General features: G+C 41.4%; 14 protein-coding genes. 11 read left to right on the forward strand and 3 right to left on the reverse strand.

Annotation, left to right across the window (positions count from 1 at the left end):
• Nucleotides 1-88 precede the first annotated feature (88 nt).
• From H6G83_RS11640 to H6G83_RS11655, 4 genes are all read left to right on the forward strand, one after another.
• Complete coding sequence (locus tag H6G83_RS11640) at nucleotides 89-826, forward strand: 2-phosphosulfolactate phosphatase family protein (protein ID WP_190471632.1); 738 nt, start codon at nucleotides 89-91, stop codon at nucleotides 824-826.
• Between the two features lie 465 nt (nucleotides 827-1291).
• Nucleotides 1292-1966 (forward strand): Mo-dependent nitrogenase C-terminal domain-containing protein, encoded by a 675-nt coding sequence (locus tag H6G83_RS11645; protein WP_190471637.1) that lies wholly within the window; start codon nucleotides 1292-1294, stop codon nucleotides 1964-1966.
• A gap of 449 nt (nucleotides 1967-2415) precedes the next feature.
• Nucleotides 2416-3444, forward strand: a complete 1029-nt coding sequence (gene obgE, locus H6G83_RS11650) for a GTPase ObgE (RefSeq protein ID WP_190471642.1) — start codon at nucleotides 2416-2418, stop codon at nucleotides 3442-3444.
• Between the two features lie 235 nt (nucleotides 3445-3679).
• Nucleotides 3680-7189, forward strand: a complete 3510-nt coding sequence (locus tag H6G83_RS11655) for an N-6 DNA methylase (protein WP_190471645.1) — start codon at nucleotides 3680-3682, stop codon at nucleotides 7187-7189.
• Between the two features lie 431 nt (nucleotides 7190-7620).
• On the opposite strand, the gene H6G83_RS11660 is transcribed toward H6G83_RS11655, so the two are convergent.
• Complete coding sequence (locus H6G83_RS11660) at nucleotides 7621-8199, reverse strand: NADPH-dependent FMN reductase (protein ID WP_190471648.1); 579 nt, start codon at nucleotides 8197-8199, stop codon at nucleotides 7621-7623.
• 379 nt (nucleotides 8200-8578) lie between these two features.
• Between H6G83_RS11660 and H6G83_RS11665 the strand changes: the two genes are divergently transcribed.
• From H6G83_RS11665 to H6G83_RS11695, 7 genes are all read left to right on the forward strand, one after another.
• Nucleotides 8579-8797, forward strand: a complete 219-nt coding sequence (locus H6G83_RS11665) for a hypothetical protein (protein WP_190471651.1) — start codon at nucleotides 8579-8581, stop codon at nucleotides 8795-8797.
• 621 nt (nucleotides 8798-9418) lie between these two features.
• Entirely contained in the window at nucleotides 9419-9703 is a 285-nt protein-coding gene (locus H6G83_RS11670) for an RNA recognition motif domain-containing protein (protein ID WP_190471654.1), read from the forward strand.
• 536 nt (nucleotides 9704-10239) lie between these two features.
• Nucleotides 10240-11289 (forward strand): class 1 fructose-bisphosphatase, encoded by a 1050-nt coding sequence (gene fbp, locus H6G83_RS11675; RefSeq protein ID WP_190471657.1) that lies wholly within the window; start codon nucleotides 10240-10242, stop codon nucleotides 11287-11289.
• 276 nt (nucleotides 11290-11565) lie between these two features.
• Complete coding sequence (tal, locus tag H6G83_RS11680; RefSeq protein ID WP_190471660.1) at nucleotides 11566-12711, forward strand: transaldolase; 1146 nt, start codon at nucleotides 11566-11568, stop codon at nucleotides 12709-12711.
• A 234-nt stretch (nucleotides 12712-12945) separates the two neighbouring features.
• On the forward strand, nucleotides 12946-14475 hold the full coding sequence (gene zwf, locus H6G83_RS11685; RefSeq protein ID WP_190471662.1) for a glucose-6-phosphate dehydrogenase: 1530 nt from the start codon (nucleotides 12946-12948) through the stop codon (nucleotides 14473-14475).
• Nucleotides 14476-14651: 176 nt separating this feature from the next.
• Nucleotides 14652-16028, forward strand: a complete 1377-nt coding sequence (opcA, locus tag H6G83_RS11690) for a glucose-6-phosphate dehydrogenase assembly protein OpcA (protein WP_190471665.1) — start codon at nucleotides 14652-14654, stop codon at nucleotides 16026-16028.
• A gap of 259 nt (nucleotides 16029-16287) precedes the next feature.
• Complete coding sequence (locus H6G83_RS11695) at nucleotides 16288-16515, forward strand: hypothetical protein (RefSeq protein ID WP_190471667.1); 228 nt, start codon at nucleotides 16288-16290, stop codon at nucleotides 16513-16515.
• Nucleotides 16516-16552: 37 nt separating this feature from the next.
• Here H6G83_RS11695 and H6G83_RS11700 read toward each other — a convergent pair whose 3' ends face one another.
• Entirely contained in the window at nucleotides 16553-17284 is a 732-nt protein-coding gene (locus H6G83_RS11700) for a globin family protein (RefSeq protein WP_190471670.1), read from the reverse strand.
• A gap of 2 nt (nucleotides 17285-17286) precedes the next feature.
• Nucleotides 17287-17670, reverse strand: coding sequence for a transposase (locus H6G83_RS11705; protein WP_190471673.1), 384 nt, complete (start codon nucleotides 17668-17670; stop codon nucleotides 17287-17289).
• Nucleotides 17671-17921: the final 251 nt, after the last annotated feature.

Below are 17921 nucleotides of genomic sequence, written 5' to 3' on the forward strand. Positions count from 1 at the left end.
TAAAGCTCAACTCAGGTGTAATTATAGAGAAGAACACCCATTAGAATGTAATCTCGACAGTAGTATTTGAAGCAGGTGTTTCCCGCGCGTGAAGCTATTTGTATACCATACTCCGGAATTAACCCCTAAAGATCAGGCTCCTGACTGCGCGATCGCGGTCGATGTCTTACGAGCCACTAGCACCATCGCCACCGTTCTTTCGGCTGGTGGTGAAGCTGTACAGGTCTTCAGCGATTTAGACGAACTAATTGCAGTTAGTGAAACATGGCCTTCCCAAAAACGGCTCCGAGCTGGCGAGCGTGGCGGTGGGAAAGTCTCTGGTTTTGAATTGGGTAACTCTCCCCTTGACTGCACACCAGAATTAGTGGAGGGACGGCGTTTGTTCATTAGTACTACTAATGGTACTCGTGCTTTAAAACGGGTACAACACTCTGCCACTGTACTCACAGCCGCTTTTATTAACCGCGCCGCCGTAGTGCAGTATCTTCTGGAAAAGCAACCAGAGACAGTCTGGATAGTTGGTTCAGGTTGGGAAGGTAGTTTTTCCCTAGAAGATACAGCCTGTGCCGGTGCGATCGCTCATGCTGTTGTGGAAAAATCCCAATTACCACCTGAAGAATTAGCTGGTAATGATGAAGTAATTAGTGCGATCGCTCTTTACTCACAATGGCAAAACAATTTATTAGGATTATTCCATCATGCCAGTCACGGCAAACGTTTGTTACGCCTTGAATGTGATGAAGACCTAAAATATTGTTCTCAAACCGATATTTTAACTGTCTTGCCCATGCAGCAGGAACCAGGAGTTTTTAAAACTTTAAACTAAATATGCAAAATCCATGACTAAAAAAATACTCGTTTTTTAGATTTAGCATTTTTTAGGACAGTCCCATTAGTAATTAAAAACCAAAGTTTTGGTTCAAGGGTGCAGGAGTGTAAGCGGTTCAAATCCTTATACCCCTCGCCATTTTTTATTTTGAATTTTCTAGCAGGGGACAGGCAAGAGAAAGCCCTTGCAGTCAAGATTTGATGATTCATCAATGTCCGCGCCCTATGTGGGGACAGCTATATAGATAATTATCCTTACACACAAGGGGATGAGATACATTTGGCTAGTGTAGATTTTCGGTGTGCGATCGCTAGGATATATGAAGATGTAACTTTTGCACAACCTCAAGCTACCAATTGAGAAATGCTAAACAAATCTTAACGGCTAGAAAATACAAATTGTTACAATTGTAGAGTAATAAAACTAACTTAATTTTAGTTAAGAATCAGTGAGTGTGAGTTTATGACAAGTGTAGTTGAATCTCCCCACAGTAGCGAACAAATTGCCGCTTGGTTGCGGGGACTGCTAACAATAGCTTGGGCTGATGGTAATTTTGACGAACAGGAGAAAGAGTCAATTTTCACGATTACCAAAGAAGAATTAGCCCCTAGTATAGAATGGGATTCGCTCCCAGTAATTACACCAGAAGAACTAGCGGCTGTTTTGGGGAAACATACACCAGATGCAGAGAATTTTTTGCGTACAGCTGTGATAGTAGCGATCGCAGATGGTACATATTCACCTCAAGAGGATGAACTATTACACCAATTATGTCAAGCATTAGGTGAACCCGAAGACATACTCCCAGCCCTACGGCAAACTTTAACAGTTAAAGAACAATTAGACTCTCCTCCGCTCACCCCGTGTCAGGTCAGTTCACACGACGTATTACATCCCCTGCGAGACTGGTTAGATGGGTTAGAAATTCAAGACCCCAGAGTAGCCAGATTTTTGTGTAAAATGATTCCCGCCCAATGTCCCTTCGAGAGAGATGTCACCATATTTGGACATAAAATAGTTCATATTCCGCCGTTGTGTAAACTCAATCCACTATATGAACAACTTGTAAGTTTACGCTTCCGCGCCCTCTCCTACTTGGCGGATGAATGTAAGGAGGATATTTCCGCTTATATTTAGTTATTAGTCATTGGTCATGAGTCATTAGTCCATAGTCATCAGTTTTTTGCCCTGCTACCTACTCACAAGACGGTACTCAACACTGGTAAAGAAGACTATATAGACGTAACCTGTTATGTAGAGCAATTAAAAAAGCATCTGTTTTTGCGAGTGCGATGGCGCAAGCGCCCAGCCTAGCTGATCGTCATAACGTAACGCACCGTTATTATCAATGGGTCAAACTCCCAAGCATGAGTGATGAAGAACCATTGACCATTGACCAATGACTGATGACCAATCTGACTTTTCACGTTATGTGGAAAAGCTAACGTCAGACCTAACCCCCCAACCCCCTTCCCTTGTAGGGAAGGGGGAGAAATCAAAGCCTCTCTCCTTGTAGGAGAGAGGAATGGAAGTGAGGTCTTCCAGATCCCGTGAAAAGTCAGATGACCAATGACTAATGACTAACTATGCAATTTATCGACCAAGCAAAAATCGAAGTAGAAGCTGGTAAAGGTGGCGATGGTATTGTCGCCTTCCGGCGAGAAAAGTATGTACCAGCCGGCGGCCCTTCCGGTGGTAATGGCGGAAGGGGTGGTTCCGTGATTTTCGTAGCTGTAGAAAGTCTACAAACCCTGTTGGACTTTCGCTATAACCATATATTTAAAGCCGAAAATGGCGGTCGTGGCGGCCCCAACAACTGCACTGGTGCTTCCGGGAAAGATTTAATTATCGAAGTTCCTTGTGGCACAGTAATTTATGATGCGGAAACAGACGATTTATTAGGTGATTTAACTCAACCTAACCAAAGGCTAGTCATTGCACAAGGTGGTAAAGGAGGATTAGGAAATCAACACTTTTTAAGTAACCGTAACCGCGCCCCAGAATACGCCCTCCCAGGATTACCAGGTGAAAGAAAACTGCTACGTTTAGAGTTGAAACTGTTAGCAGAAGTAGGAATTATTGGTTTACCAAATGCAGGTAAATCAACATTAATTTCATCTTTATCCGCAGCGCGTCCCAAAATTGCTGACTACCCATTTACAACCCTGATACCAAACTTAGGTGTAGTGAGAAAGCCTACAGGTGATGGTACAGTATTTGCCGACATCCCCGGACTAATTGAGGGTGCAGCCGAAGGTGCAGGTTTAGGACATGATTTCTTACGCCACATCGAACGCACGCGGGTATTGCTACACCTAATTGATGCTACTAGTGATGATATCATCAGAGACTACAATACAATTCAGCAGGAATTGCAAGCTTACGGACGCGGTTTAACAGAGCGAATGCAAATTTTAGCCTTAAATAAAATTGATGCAGTTGACAGAGAAAATGTAGATTTAGAAGCACTAGCTACCCAATTAAATCACCTGTCTCACGCTCCAGTTTTCTTAATTTCTGCGGTAACTCGTACCGGGTTAGAGCCATTATTACAACAAGTTTGGGGAATACTTGACCAAATCAATGCAGTTGAGGAAGTTGAAGTGTTTAGTTAAGCTTAATCTTACATATGAGTATTGTATTGAGTAGGCCGATGCACTGCCCACCGTATCATGATTTTGGTGGGCAATGCCCACCCTACAAGAAAATATAATGATTTCTTTAGTCGCAGACTCCCCAGATTAAGTATTCAAGAATATCAATTTCAATTGATATTCTTGACCCAGTTCAGGAGGAAATAGTGACACTGAAATGCTCCTGGTAGTTAGTCAAAGTAAAATCACAAGCCTAATGAATCTTGCTGCTATTTTTAAAGACTCTAACTATAAACTGTCTCAATTCACAACCCCAGAAATTGATAACTTAGAAAATTCTATCATTATCAAGCAAACGAAAACTGGGGATGTACCTTATGTGAGATGTTTGGTGCGAAATAAAGAAATAAAACTCACACCAGAAGAAGCAGTGAGACAGCTTTATTTACAAGTATTGATGCAGCGATATCTTTATCCCATCAACAGAATTACAGTTGAGTATGTGGTCACATTTGGGCGAGAAAAGAAAAAAGCTGATATTGCTATTGCTGATAAAGATAGACCGAATTTTCCCTACATTATTGTAGAACTAAAAAAGCCCAAATTAAAAGATGGTAAGGAACAATTACGCTCTTATTGTAATGCCACAGGCGCACCAATTGGCATTTGGACAAATGGTGATCAAATTTCTTTCTATCAGCGTAAAAATCCCAATTACTTTGAAGATATTACAGATATTCCCAATGCTAACCAAACCTTAGCAGATATTCTTAATGTTAGATTTACTTTAGCAGACTTAATTAAAAAAGATAAACTCGTCAACGAAAATAAATCTCTGAAAGCCTTGATTGAGGAAATGGAAGATGAAGTCTTGGCTAATGCAGGAGTTGATGTGTTTGAGGAAGTATTTAAACTCATTTTTACCAAATTATATGATGAATGGTTATCGGGAAGGGGAAATAACCGCCATACTCGATTATTAGAGTTTAGAAATACAGGACAAACCGACACCGCCCTTAAAAATAAGATTCAAAATTTATTTGATAGGGCTAAAAAGCAATGGGAAGGGGTATTTAGTGAAGATAGTAAAATTGCTTTGACTGTTTCTCACCTCTCGATTTGTGTATCGTCCTTGGAAAATGTGAAATTATTTAACTCGAATTTAGATATAGTCGATGAAGCATTCGAGTATTTGATTAATCAGAGTAGCAAAGGTGAAAAGGGACAATATTTTACACCCCGGTATGTAATTGATATGTGTGTGAAAATGCTCAATCCCCAAGAGGATGAGTATATGATTGATACGGCGGCGGGTTCTTCTGGTTTTCCAGTACATACTATTTTTCATGTTTGGCAACAAATAATAGAAGATGAAGGGATAAAAGTCAGCAATTTATTTTCTTTGGAAGAGAAGCCTTATCGCTGTGAAAAATATGTTCAAGAAAGGGTATTTGCTATTGATTTTGATGAAAAGGCGGTACGTGTAGCCAGAACCTTAAATTTAATTGCTGGTGATGGACAAACTAATGTGTTACATCTCAACACTTTAGATTTCGCTAGTTGGGATGAAGTAACGCGCAATGAAGATTGGCAAAATATCTATTTTGAAGGTTTTAAAAGGTTAAAGAAGTTACGCAGCAATAAGGATAGTTATAAAGAGTTTCAGTTTGATATCTTGATGGCCAACCCGCCGTTTGCTGGAGATATTAAAGAACCACAGATTATTCATAGATATGATTTAGCAAAAAAGCCCAATGGTGCTTGGCAATCGAAGGTAGGCAGAGATATCTTATTTATTGAGCGTAACTTGGATTTTTTGAAGCCTGGGGGAAGAATGGCTATTGTTTTACCCCAAGGACGGTTTAACAATTCATCAGATAAAGATATTCGAGATTTTATTGCTGAACGCTGTCGCATTTTAGCTGTTGTGGGGCTGCATGGAAATACTTTTAAACCCCATACAGGAACGAAGACATCAGTATTATTTGTCCAGAAATGGAATGATGACCCCAAGGTGGGGGCTTTGTGTCCTAGAGTTGAAGATTATAATATCTTTTTTGCGACGATGCGGAAGTCGGGAAAAGATAATTCTGGTGAGAAAATTTGGCGACGGGTTTTGTCGAAGTCAGAAGAGGAGTTATCGTCACAAGATAAGGAGAAGATATTTTTGCAAGATGAACATGGTCATTTGCTTGTTGACCATGATTTGTTTAATCATGAGGGAGTGACGGAGGATGGTATTGCTGAGGCGTTTATTGAGTTTGCAAAAAAGGAGAAGTTAAGTTTTTTTGAACCAAGCCCATCTGTTACACCGTTTGATGAGGAGAAGTATCGGCGGTTAATGGATGGGCTAGAAGCAGCAGAGGTTAAGTTCAGTAATTTAGAGTTTTCTGGAAGAATTGACTCAGAACACTATCGTCCTGATTTTCTGCGACTTGAGGCAAAGATTTTTAGCAAGGAACACTGTTTACTTGGTGATAAAGTTAGCTTTTTAATTGGCCCTTTTGGTTCTCAATTTATCGTAGAAAACTATGAAAAGGAATCACCTTATAGATATGTCAGAGGAAGAGATGTTAAGCCATTCTTTATGAAGAATGATGACAATGTTTACATACCGGAACCAGACTACAAAAGATTAATAAAATATCAGCTATGCAAAAATGATATTCTGATTTCGGTAGTTGGTACTTTAGGAAATAGCTCAATTGTCACTGATGAGATTTTACCAGCAATCTTTAGCTGTAAGAATACTGTGATTCGCTATGGTGATGAGATATTTTCTAAATATTTATTAGCATACCTAAACAGTGATTATGGAAAGAAGCTACTGCTAAGAAAGAGCAGAGGTGCTATCCAAACAGGTCTAAATTTAGATGACCTGAAGACAACGGTGGTTTTTTTAGCTAATCAGCAATTTCAACAATTTATTAACTCATTAATAAATATTGCTAAAAATTTTCGTGATCAATCAGTAATTATTTATCAACAAGCCGAAGATTTACTACTTTCAAAACTTAACTTACAAGATTGGCAACTGACTGAAGATAACATTGCTGAGAAAAGTTTTTCAGCTTCATTTCTAGCCTCTGGTCGCTTAGATGCCGAATATTATCAACCTAAACAGCAACAAATAATGTCTATAATGCGTAGCTCAGGGCTGCGTATTCGAGATATTGCTAGCCTTGCTAAAAGAAAGTTTCAACCTAGTAAACAGGGGACATTTAACTATATTGAAATTAGAAATTTAAATGGAGAGGGATTTGCGAGTAGTGATGTTGTTGAGATGACAGATGCACCAAGCCGCGCTCAATGGATTGTTAAAATTAATGATGTGATTACTTCAACAGTCCGACCTATTAGAAGACTTTCAGCATTAATTGAAAAAGCACAAAATAATTATGTCTGTTCTTCTGGTTTCGCTGTTTTAAAACCTATCGAGGTAGAACCTGAAGTATTGCTAGTTTATCTACGATTACCCGTTGTGTGTGAGATTCTTGACCTACATACAACAGCGAGTATGTATCCGACAATTTCAACAGAAGATTTATTGAATATTCCAGTAACATTACCCAATGAGAGTATTCGTCAGGAAATTACACAAAAAGTGAGAACATCTCGACAAGCTCAGGAACAGTCTCAGCAATTGCTAGAAATTGCTAAAACAGGAGTAGAAAAAGCAATAGAAACTGACGAAACTACAGCAACAGCTTGGATGAATCAGCAAATTGTAGCTTTGGGGATTAATTTACCAAAAAACTGGGTTTAAAGCCCTGCCCTAGAAGGGCGGCTTTTGTGATAGTATAGCGGATAGCGGTAAAGCGCACATAAAAAAGACGAAGTAGGTCAAGCGGACGACTCCTGCTCCGGAACCCTGGTAGTATAAATCCTAAATCTTGTACAAATGTGGGAGTAAAGTCAGAAATTAAAAACCTTTTCAAACGCGGTCGGGCAGTCCGTGTATGTTTGTGGACGTATCCAAACGGGGAAACTTGAATACTCGTATTCAAGTTTCTAGAGAGGACGGATGAAGCAAGAATCCTCGTATCTTTAGATCGAGGAGTGTCAAAATCAGGTCAATAGGATAACAGCTAGATTTTACTGCGGATGAGAAGCGATCGCACCCCAAGCACCCCCAGCACCACCAGCACAGCACATAAATCAGGCGATACCTGCGGCGGGCTACGCCTACGCTTGACCTCAATTGAGCTTAAATAGAATATCCGCTACAGTTCTCCCCAAGTTTCCCACAGATTCTTGCTGTCTGGGGTCTTTCAACGAACCATCAGCATTAAATACCTGATCAGCGTTAGGAACAGCCACCTGATCAGGAAGTACCAATACTTTAATATTTCCCAGAATAGACCGTAAATGTACCAAACCTCGCAATCCCCCCAGCCCACCTGGAGAAGTACTCATGATAGCCGCCACTTTTCCCGCAAATGCAGCCAAGGGTGGCTCATTTGGCGCTGGACGAGAAGCCCAATCAATCGCATTTTTTAACACTGCCGTCAACGAACTGTTGTATTCTGGAGAAGCAATCAACAATCCTTGATGAGAAATCATCAGGTCTTTTAGCGTTCTAGCATTAGCTGGTAAACCATCTCGCGCTTCCAAATCCTCATCATACAAAGGTAAAGGTAAATTCCGTAGATCAATGTAAGTCACCTCTGCGCCTGCTGCTTTTGCACCTGCTGCGGCAATTTTCACTAACCTTTTGTTATAGGAATCTATGCGTGTGCTTCCAGCAAAGGCCAGTATTTTGGGTGTATTTGCCATGATTACTGGTTATTTTTGAATTGTAAATCACATCACTGCATTATCTGGCTAGGAAACAAACCTATGAGGCTAGTTTTAGGTTTTCTTTAGAAATGGCGATCGCATTAGCTGGGGACTGGGGGAGATGAGGGAGATGAGGGAGATGAGGGAGATGAGGGAGATGAGGGAGTGGGGGGAGATGAGGGAGTAACCCACCCCTAGCCCCTCCCTGGAGGGGAATGTATGGACTGTGGACTGTGGACTATGGACTATGGACTATTGACTATGGACTATTGACTATGGACTATTGACTATTGACTATTGACTATTGACATTAAGTTTGCAAGTTAAAATTAATTAAGAAGTAATATTTTTTGCAACAGTCTCAGGAGTTTTTTAAATGTTCATTAGTGAATTGTCACCAATATTCAAACAGTTTGTTCAACATCCAACATCCTTCTTAGGTGGATTTGTTTCTGGTGTGCTGAGACTCAACTTGGCTGATGATCCTGTAAAAAGCTGGCTGGATAAGCAATTAGGCGCTAACAGTTATCCCTCTCCCGTAACTGACTTAAGTAATGGCAGATCCAGTGGCCCCCAATCAATATCGATTGAATAGACACTAAGTACTAGTACTGATACTAAGTTGCTTTCAACAAGAATATGGAGGGAGAGGAAAAATCATCATCAGACATATCCCTACTCCCTGCATAAGTCACTATCTTTGACTGCAACTTGGTATGAGTATTTAAAACAGGTAGGGGATGCACTAGCTTTAAAAAAATTAGCAAAAATTGAGTTTGCACTTCCCTGTCCTAAATTATCAGCAGCGTTAGCGGTGAGGTAAAAAATGATTTGTCTAACTCACGTTGATTCACGATAAATTACTTTGATTAAGACGCTAGGTAGCGGATTAATTATTAATCACCACAGGTAAAGCATTTGTACTAATTGGTAACTTTTACATTTCTTTTCCATCAATCAAATCTATAAGACTTGCTGATTTCATATTGAAAAATATTGTAAAATCTCTCACTTTGAAAATTATCATGATCAGTTATCATATGAGCGTATGCCTCAGTTCAGTCGCATAGTAGGTTTAGTTGGAATGAATGCTAGCAACCATCCTTGCTGTTCTACAACATAGACCATCTGTGACCAGAACAGACTAGGCGAATATCGCCTAGAACTCCTTGACAACTGGACTAGCCGCTCTTTGTTAAGAATTACGTGATCCCACATGACTATCTACGTTGGAAATCTCTCCTACCGTGCCACCGAAGCAGACTTAAGAGCCGTATTTGCAGACTACGGCGAAGTTAAAAGAGTTGTTTTACCTACTGACCGTGAAACTGGTCGGATGCGTGGTTTTGCCTTTGTTGAAATGAATGAAGATGCCCAAGAAGATGCAGCTATCACCGAATTAGATGGCGCAGAATGGATGGGTCGTCAATTGAGAGTCAACAAAGCGAAACCGCGAGAAGATGACCGACGAGGTAGCTGGGGGAAAAAACAAGAATACTAATTAATAATGGTTCTCAATTCTAGCAAATTGTATTCTACTTATCAATACACTAATGGCTGATATTTGCTAGAAATATTTCAACAATTTAATAGAAATTAAATAGTAAATCCGGCTAGTTATTATTTGTCAAGAAATTATCCTAACTAGTCGGATTTTCATTACTTTACTTTGTTTAAGGGTGTAGGGGTGTAAGGGTGTAAGGGTGTAAGGGTTTATAAAAGCTACACTCTTACCAAAACCCTTGATTTTTTGTTTTCAGGCGTAAGTTATAAAATATACCCCTTGGTGGACGTAACCCTATGTTTTAACAAGCCAAGTATTCATGTATCGAAACAAGTACGAAGCTAAAGGGCAGAAGGTTTGATATTCCAGTTCCCAGTTCCCAGTCCCCAATCCCTAATTTCTTTCACTTTCTTTAGTTTATCTAAAATCACATCCAGGTTATCAAATTAGCTTTCTAAGATAGAGGCAGTAACTGTGCCTCACAATGCACAACCTGACCCAACAACCAGCCAGTCACTAGGGAGTACATATAAATGGCTCAAGCTTCAGAATCTTTGGATTTTTCTGTCAATAACGCTACAGACAAAGCTCTCGATCGCGATTGTACAACCTTATCTCGTCACGTCCTCCAGCAACTCCAGAGTTTTTCGGCGGATGCACAAGATTTGAGTGCATTGATGAATCGTATTGCCTTAGCTGGCAAACTAATTGCTCGTCGCCTCAGCCGTGCCGGTTTAATGGAAGGGGTTCTCGGATTTACTGGAGAGGTGAACGTACAAGGTGAGTCCGTCAAAAAGATGGATGTCTACGCCAATGATGTATTTATCTCGGTATTTAAGCAAAGCGGCTTAGTCTGTCGCCTTGCTTCGGAAGAAATGGATGAACCATACTATATTCCCGAAAACTGCCCCATAGGTCGTTATACCTTACTGTATGACCCCATAGATGGTTCCTCAAACACAGATACAAATCTCAGCTTGGGTTCTATTTTTTCGATCCGTCAACAGCAAGGAGACGATAACGATCGCCAAGCTAAAGACCTCCTCAGTAACGGACGTAAGCAAATTGCCGCAGGTTATATCCTCTATGGCCCCAGCACGATGCTAGTTTATACTATAGGTAAAGGCGTTCATTCATTTACCCTTGACCCCAGCTTAGGAGAATTTATCCTCAGCGAAGAGAATATCCGCATTCCCAACCACGGCTCTGTTTATAGCGTCAATGAAGGTAACTTTTGGCAATGGGAAGAATCTATGCGGGAATATATCCGCTACGTTCACCGTACAGAAGGTTACACCGCACGTTACAGTGGCGCAATGGTGAGCGATATCCACAGAATTTTGGTACAAGGCGGTGTATTTCTCTACCCTGGGACAATTCAGAAACCCGAAGGCAAATTGCGCTTGTTATATGAATCTGCTCCCCTCGCCTTTGTAATTGAACAAGCCGGTGGTCGAGCAACTACAGGCTTAGTCGATATCTTAGAAGTTGTACCGAAGAAGCTACACCAACGCACACCTTTAATTATTGGTAGCAAAGAGGATGTAGCAAAGGTGGAGTCTTTTATTCAGAATGGTCATTAGGGGTAGGAGGCAGAAGGCAGGAGGCAGAAGGCAGGAGAGCAGAGGAGAGTAACTTTTGACAACTGATAACTGATAACTGTTAACTGTTAACTGACAACTGACAACTGACAACTGACAACTCAGCATCTTCTGGGCTAAATGTACTAGAGATTATCTCAGCCGGCCGATGTAATAAGTGATGGACAAAGCAAAAATGCAAAAGTCACCGTCAATACTTTGATGTGTTTTGTCAAATTCACTTAGAACATCTTTTACGGAGTGGAACGAACTTTAGTTATGGCTACTAATCATTTATTGGAAATTAAAGAGTACGGCCAAAGTATCTGGATGGATAACTTGAGCCGTGACATTATCCAATCGGGGGAACTCAAAAATCTGGTGGAAAATCAGGGTATATGTGGCATTACTTCTAATCCGGCGATTTTTGAAAAAGCGATCGCCAACAATGTCATTTATGATGCTGATATTGAAGCTGGTGTGCGTGCAGGTAAACCCACGCAGGAAATTTATGAATCCCTAGTGTTTGCAGATATCCGTAGTGCTTGCGATATCTTGCGTCCTGTATATGATGCCTCGAATAAATTGGATGGTTATGTGAGTATCGAAGTCCCACCGACCATCGCCCATGATACACAAGCAACAATTAACGAAGCCCACCGCTACTATCAAGAAATTGGGCGGGAAAATGTGATGATTAAAATTCCCGGTACTGAAGCCGGGTTGCCAGCTGTAGAACAGGTAATAGCCGATGGGATTAACGTTAACGTCACCCTGCTATTTTCTGTGCAAAGCTATATCAACACAGCTTGGGCATATATTCGGGGCTTAGAAAAACGGTCAGCCCAAGGTGAGGATATCAGCCAAATTGCTTCCGTTGCTAGCTTCTTCCTCAGTCGGATTGATATCAACATTGACGGTAAAATTGATGCCAAATTAGCGCGTGGCGTTGATGATATTAATTTGGAAGCAAAATTGCGGGCTGTTAAAGGTAAAGTAGCGATCGCTAATGCCAAGATTGCTTATCAAGAGTACAAAAAAATTATTGAGAGCGAGAATTGGCAAGCCCTAGCAGCCAAAGGTGCAAAAGTGCAAAGATTATTATGGGCCAGCACCAGCACCAAAGACCCCCACTACAGCGATGTCATGTACGTCGATGAGTTAATTGGCCCCGACACCGTTAACACCTTACCGCCAGCGACAATTACCGCTTGTGCTGACCATTGCGAAGTCGCTAACCGAGTAGACACAGGAGTTGCAGAAGCTTACCAATTGATTGAAAGCCTCAAAGACCCAGACATCAGCATAAATATTGATGTCGTCATGGATGAATTATTAACTGATGGCCTTAACAAATTCGTTCAGCCATTCCAGTCCCTCATGAACTCTTTAGAGGGCAAAGTCAAGCTATTGTCACCAGTATAGGGACTGGGGGCTGGGGACTGGGGACTAGGGACTAGGGACTGGGAACTAGGGACTGGGGACTGGGGACTAGGGACTGGGGACTGGGAATTAGGAAAGAATTTTCCCAATACCCAATCCCCGATACCCAATCCCCGATACCCAATCCTCGATACCCAATACCCAATCCCCAATACCCAATACCCAATCCCCAGCACCCAATACCCCAAACCTCCATCTCAAAATCCACAAACTGTTATGGTTAGTCTCCTAGAAAATCCTTTGCGCGTTGGTCTGCAACAGCAAGGGATGCCCGAACCCCAAATTATAGTCATCTTTGGCGCTTCTGGTGATCTTACCTGGCGCAAACTCGTCCCCGCACTTTTCAAATTGCGGCGGGAACGACGCATTCCCCCAGAAACTACCATTGTTGGCGTAGCGCGTCGCGAATGGAGTCATGAATACTTCCGTGAACAAATGCAAAAAGGCATGGAAGAGGCTCATAGCAACGTCGAACTTGGAGAACTGTGGCAAGATTTCTCTCAAGGTCTGTTCTACTGTCCTGGGGACATAGACAACCCTGAAAGCTACCAAAAACTGAAACATTTATTAAGCGAATTAGACGAGAAAAGAGGTACAAGGGGAAACCGGATGTTTTACCTCTCCGTCGCCCCTAACTTCTTCCCTGAAGCTATCAGGCAACTAGGGGGAGGAGGAATGCTAGATGATGAGTATAAACATCGTCTAGTAATTGAAAAACCCTTTGGTAGAGACTTGGCATCAGCCCAAAGCCTCAACAAAGTCGTGCAGAAATATTGTAAAGAAAACCAAGTCTACCGCATTGACCATTACTTGGGTAAAGAAACAGTTCAAAACTTACTGGTATTCCGCTTTGCCAATGCCATTTTTGAACCACTGTGGAACCGTCACTTTGTTGACCACGTACAAATTACCGTAGCAGAAACCGTAGGCGTAGAAGACCGGGCAGGTTACTACGAAAAAGCCGGCGCACTGCGGGATATGTTACAGAACCACCTCATGCAGCTTTATTGCCTCACAGCAATGGAAGCCCCCAACTCAATGGATGCCGATAGTATCCGTACAGAAAAAGTTAAAGTATTACAAGCCACCCGCCTAGCCGATGTGCATAACTTGTCACGTTCAGCAGTACGCGGACAATACAGCGCTGGTTGGATGAAAGGTCAACAAGTACCGGGGTATCACGAAGAACCAGGAGTTGACCCTAATTCCTCCACTCCTACCTACGTAGCCATGAAGTTTTTGGTAGATAACTGGCGTTGGCAAGGTGTCCCCTTTTACCTACGTACAGGTAAACGGATGCCGAAAAAAGTCAGTGAAATTTCCATCCACTTCCGCGATGTACCTTCACGGATGTTTCCATCCGCCGCGCAGCAAAGAAACGCCAACATTTTGGCAATGCGGATACAGCCGAATGAAGGTATTTCCTTGCGGTTTGACGTGAAAATGCCAGGGGCAGAATTTCGCACTCGTTCCGTAGATATGGATTTTAGCTATGGTTCCTTTGGGATTGAAGCTACTTCCGACGCTTACGATCGCCTATTCCTTGATTGTATGATGGGCGACCAAACATTATTCACCAGAGCCGACGAAGTAGAAGCAGCTTGGCAGGTAGTCACCCCCGCGCTTTCAGTTTGGGACATACCAGCCGACCCCAACACCATTCCCAAGTATGAAGCAGGTACTTGGGAACCACAAAAAGCAGAAGATTTGATTAACGAAGACGGTCGTCGCTGGCGCAGGCTCTAATTGGTAATTGGTAATTGGTAATTGGTAATTGGTAATTGGTAATTAGTTCATAGTCAACAGCAACTGATAACTGATAACTGATAACTGATAACTGATAACTGATAACTGATAACTGATAACTGATAACTGATAACTGTCAACTGTCAACTGTCAACTAACAACTAACAATATTGGCTATGATTTCCCAAGCTCCCACTATATACTCACTTCAAGCCCCAAAGGATATTTCGCTAAACGAAATTGAAGCGGAACTGAATAAAATTTGGCAAAGCTACGGCCTCACTGGTGAAGATGGTGCATTACCGCCTGCTACTCGTGCAACTACATTTACTTTGGTAGTGTACGAACCAGAAGAAACCCAATATCTGCTAGCTACTCTCGGATTTTATCATGGCCCAATTGATGGCATCTTAGGGCCGCAAACAGACGCTGCACTACGACAAGTACAAATCAAATACGCACTACCCGAAACTGGTACAGCCACACCCGAAACCATAGCTAAACTGCGGGAAGAATACAGCAAGCGTCAAGGCGCTAACGGTACAGGCAACAGCCCTAATGGCAATACTTCCTATAGTTATAGTACTAGTCCCCGGATTGCTGACGAAATCGCCCTCCGCAACCCTTGCCGAATTATTGCCCTATTTCCCATTGTGGGTGAAGATGAAGGGGTAAAAGCGCAAGTTTCCGCTTACTGCCCCATCCAAAAACAATCATCCAGCACCCTGATTTGCTGCGAGTATATTACCCTCAGTGGTACACCTGCGGCTTTGGAAAGAATTGGCGGCATGATCCCGGCTTTGTTGATAGGTGGTTTACCTAAGTTCCTGTGGTGGAAGGCGACACCAGACCCCAACAACAGCTTATTTAAGAGATTGGCAGCCGTTTGTAATAACGTCATTGTCGATTCTTGCGACTTCAACGAGTCGGAAAGCGATTTACGTAGTCTGCAAGAGTTGGTAGAAAATGGCGTACCTTTAGCTGACTTAAACTGGCGGAGACTGGCTGCATGGCAAGAGTTGACAGCCGAAGCCTACGATCCCCCACACCGTCGCGCCGCCTTGGGTGAAATTGACCGCGTAACCATCGATTACGAAAAAGGCAATTCCGCCCAAGCATTACTATTTTTGGGTTGGCTGGCGAGTCGCTTACAATGGCAACCAGTGTCCTATAAAAAGGAAAGTGGCGACTATGACATCACCCGCATTCAATTTGTCAACCAAGACCAAAAGCAAGTAGAAGCCGAGTTAGCCGGGGTTCCTGTAGCGAAAGCCGGTGATATTGTTGGTGATTTAACAGCCTTGCGTCTCAGTTCCACCAACCCCAAAGCCAACTGTGGCACAGTTATCTGCTCAGAAACCGGCGGTTGTATGCGGATGGAAACCCACGGTGGCGCTCAAGCTGCGGGTTTATTCCAACAAGTGAGTTCCTTGTCGGAACAAAAAGCGGAAGCCTTGCTCAGTCAACAGGTGCTACGCTGGGGACGTGAGTCACTTTTTGAAGCAAGCCTGGCAGTTGTCGCCCAAGTGTTGCGGTTAGGCGCGAAGAGTTAAGTCCTGCATATCTTTAATTGCAAGTTGTGCTAATTCAGCAAACCCCGGTTTATGCAGATAAGCCGGGGTTTTGTCAGCTTGAGATGTGGGTTGGGGGGGGAAAGTGCGATCGTGCAGAAACCTTATTAGTTTAGATCGTACTTACTTTAACCTTTATAAAGATGAATAAAGTAGATAAATTTTAGTGTCCTATTTAAAGGTAGTGACTTCATAAAATTAAATCAATACTATTCTATTAAATAGAAATAATCAAATATATATGTACCCTATAGACCGTATAGCTTATAATTTGAAGCAAATAATCTACATTTTAAATGCCATAAAAAAAGAAGCCAAAGACACAGAACAAGTCCGTGATTTAGACAATGCTATCACTTATTTATCCTATGCAAACCAACTATTAATTAAAAATAAGGAACAGAAATCTCAGCTTTTTAATCAAAATTTGCTAAATGAATATAAAGACATTTTTACTAATGGAAACTAATAAATTATAATTATAAAACTGTTGTAGCAATGCTTAATTATGAGATTTCTTTAATTAAGTCATCAAGACTCTTCCTCAACTCTACTAATGCTTCATTAGAAATGTAGTCAGGAACATTAAGTTTAAGTTCTTGAATATGGTCTCTTATATATCTGAAGGCTGCTATATATACATGACGATGCAAAAACAAAGGAATAGATTTATCTAAAGGAAGATATTGACCTTCTTTAAGATTGTTCGCAGTCCAATGCAAGTAAACTTCTATGGTTCTGTAAAATCTATTTAATTCTTCTTGTGTATCAGCTTTCCCTCCAGGCTCACGCACTTGAGGAAACCCTTCTAATGCTTTAGCCCCTGCCTCTTGTGATAAAAATTTCTTATGCTCTTCCAACCAAATTCCTGCCTCCTTACAATGGTTAACTTGATTCTTAAGCTCTTTTATATCTCTATCAAAAGAAACTATATTTTTTTCAAGCTGTTCAGCTAATTCTTTCAAAATTGGTGAATCTACAGAAGATTCTTTCAGGACTTTAACCTCTTTCTTTAATGATTTCAATATTTCTTTTACTTTATTAGAAAAGCTTTCTGACTTGAGGTCTTGCTCTTGCAGACGTGTCTTATTGTTCTCCAATGCTAGCTTAATGTCTTTTAATTCTGTTTCTAGTTCTTTATTTTTATCTTTTGCATTTTTTGCTTCTCTCCACTGGATAAAAGTGAGCAATGTACTTCCTACAGTAGCTATTGCACTAACTGGCCCATCCCATCCCATTATCATCTCTCCTTAGAGTCCAGATTAAACAGTAGTGATTGTAAAAATAGCTCTTCTTTTGTAGCCGCTTCACGAATACGCTCAAGCATATAACAGGCAGTATTTTTATTAACCCCAATCTCTCTGGCAAGCTGACGCACACTGACACCTCCTGGTGAATCCAGTACAAGTCGAATCGCTACAAACCACTTATGTAAGTCTACATGAGTTTTATGAAAAAGAGTACCTACCGTTACACTGTACGATGTAAAACATTCGTTACAATGATATCTGCGTTCTTTCTTGTATGCTGTTGCTTTAGTTGATTCACAATACGGACACTTTGGCTTTCCACCCCAGCGAATTTGTTCAAGCAGGGTAAGGCATTCATCGTTATTTAGTGTCATTGTTATGCTTTGAACTCTGAGCATAACAATGTCAAAATTTACTCTTAAATTACTAGTGTTCTATTTGTAATACCAACTCAAAAAATCTTTGCAAAACATCCATTATCGTAGGGGCGTACAGATGTGCGTCCCTACATTGGTATAGGTTTTATCCTTTTTTTCCAATTGGTATAATTTGATAAAAAACTATAAGAAAATTTATATTATCGCTGTATTATTCTTTCGATAATTATTAATACTCTGGATGGAAA

The sequence above is a fragment of the Anabaena azotica FACHB-119 genome (genome assembly GCF_014697625.1).
Lineage (GTDB): Bacteria > Cyanobacteriota > Cyanobacteriia > Cyanobacteriales > Nostocaceae > Trichormus > Trichormus azoticus_A.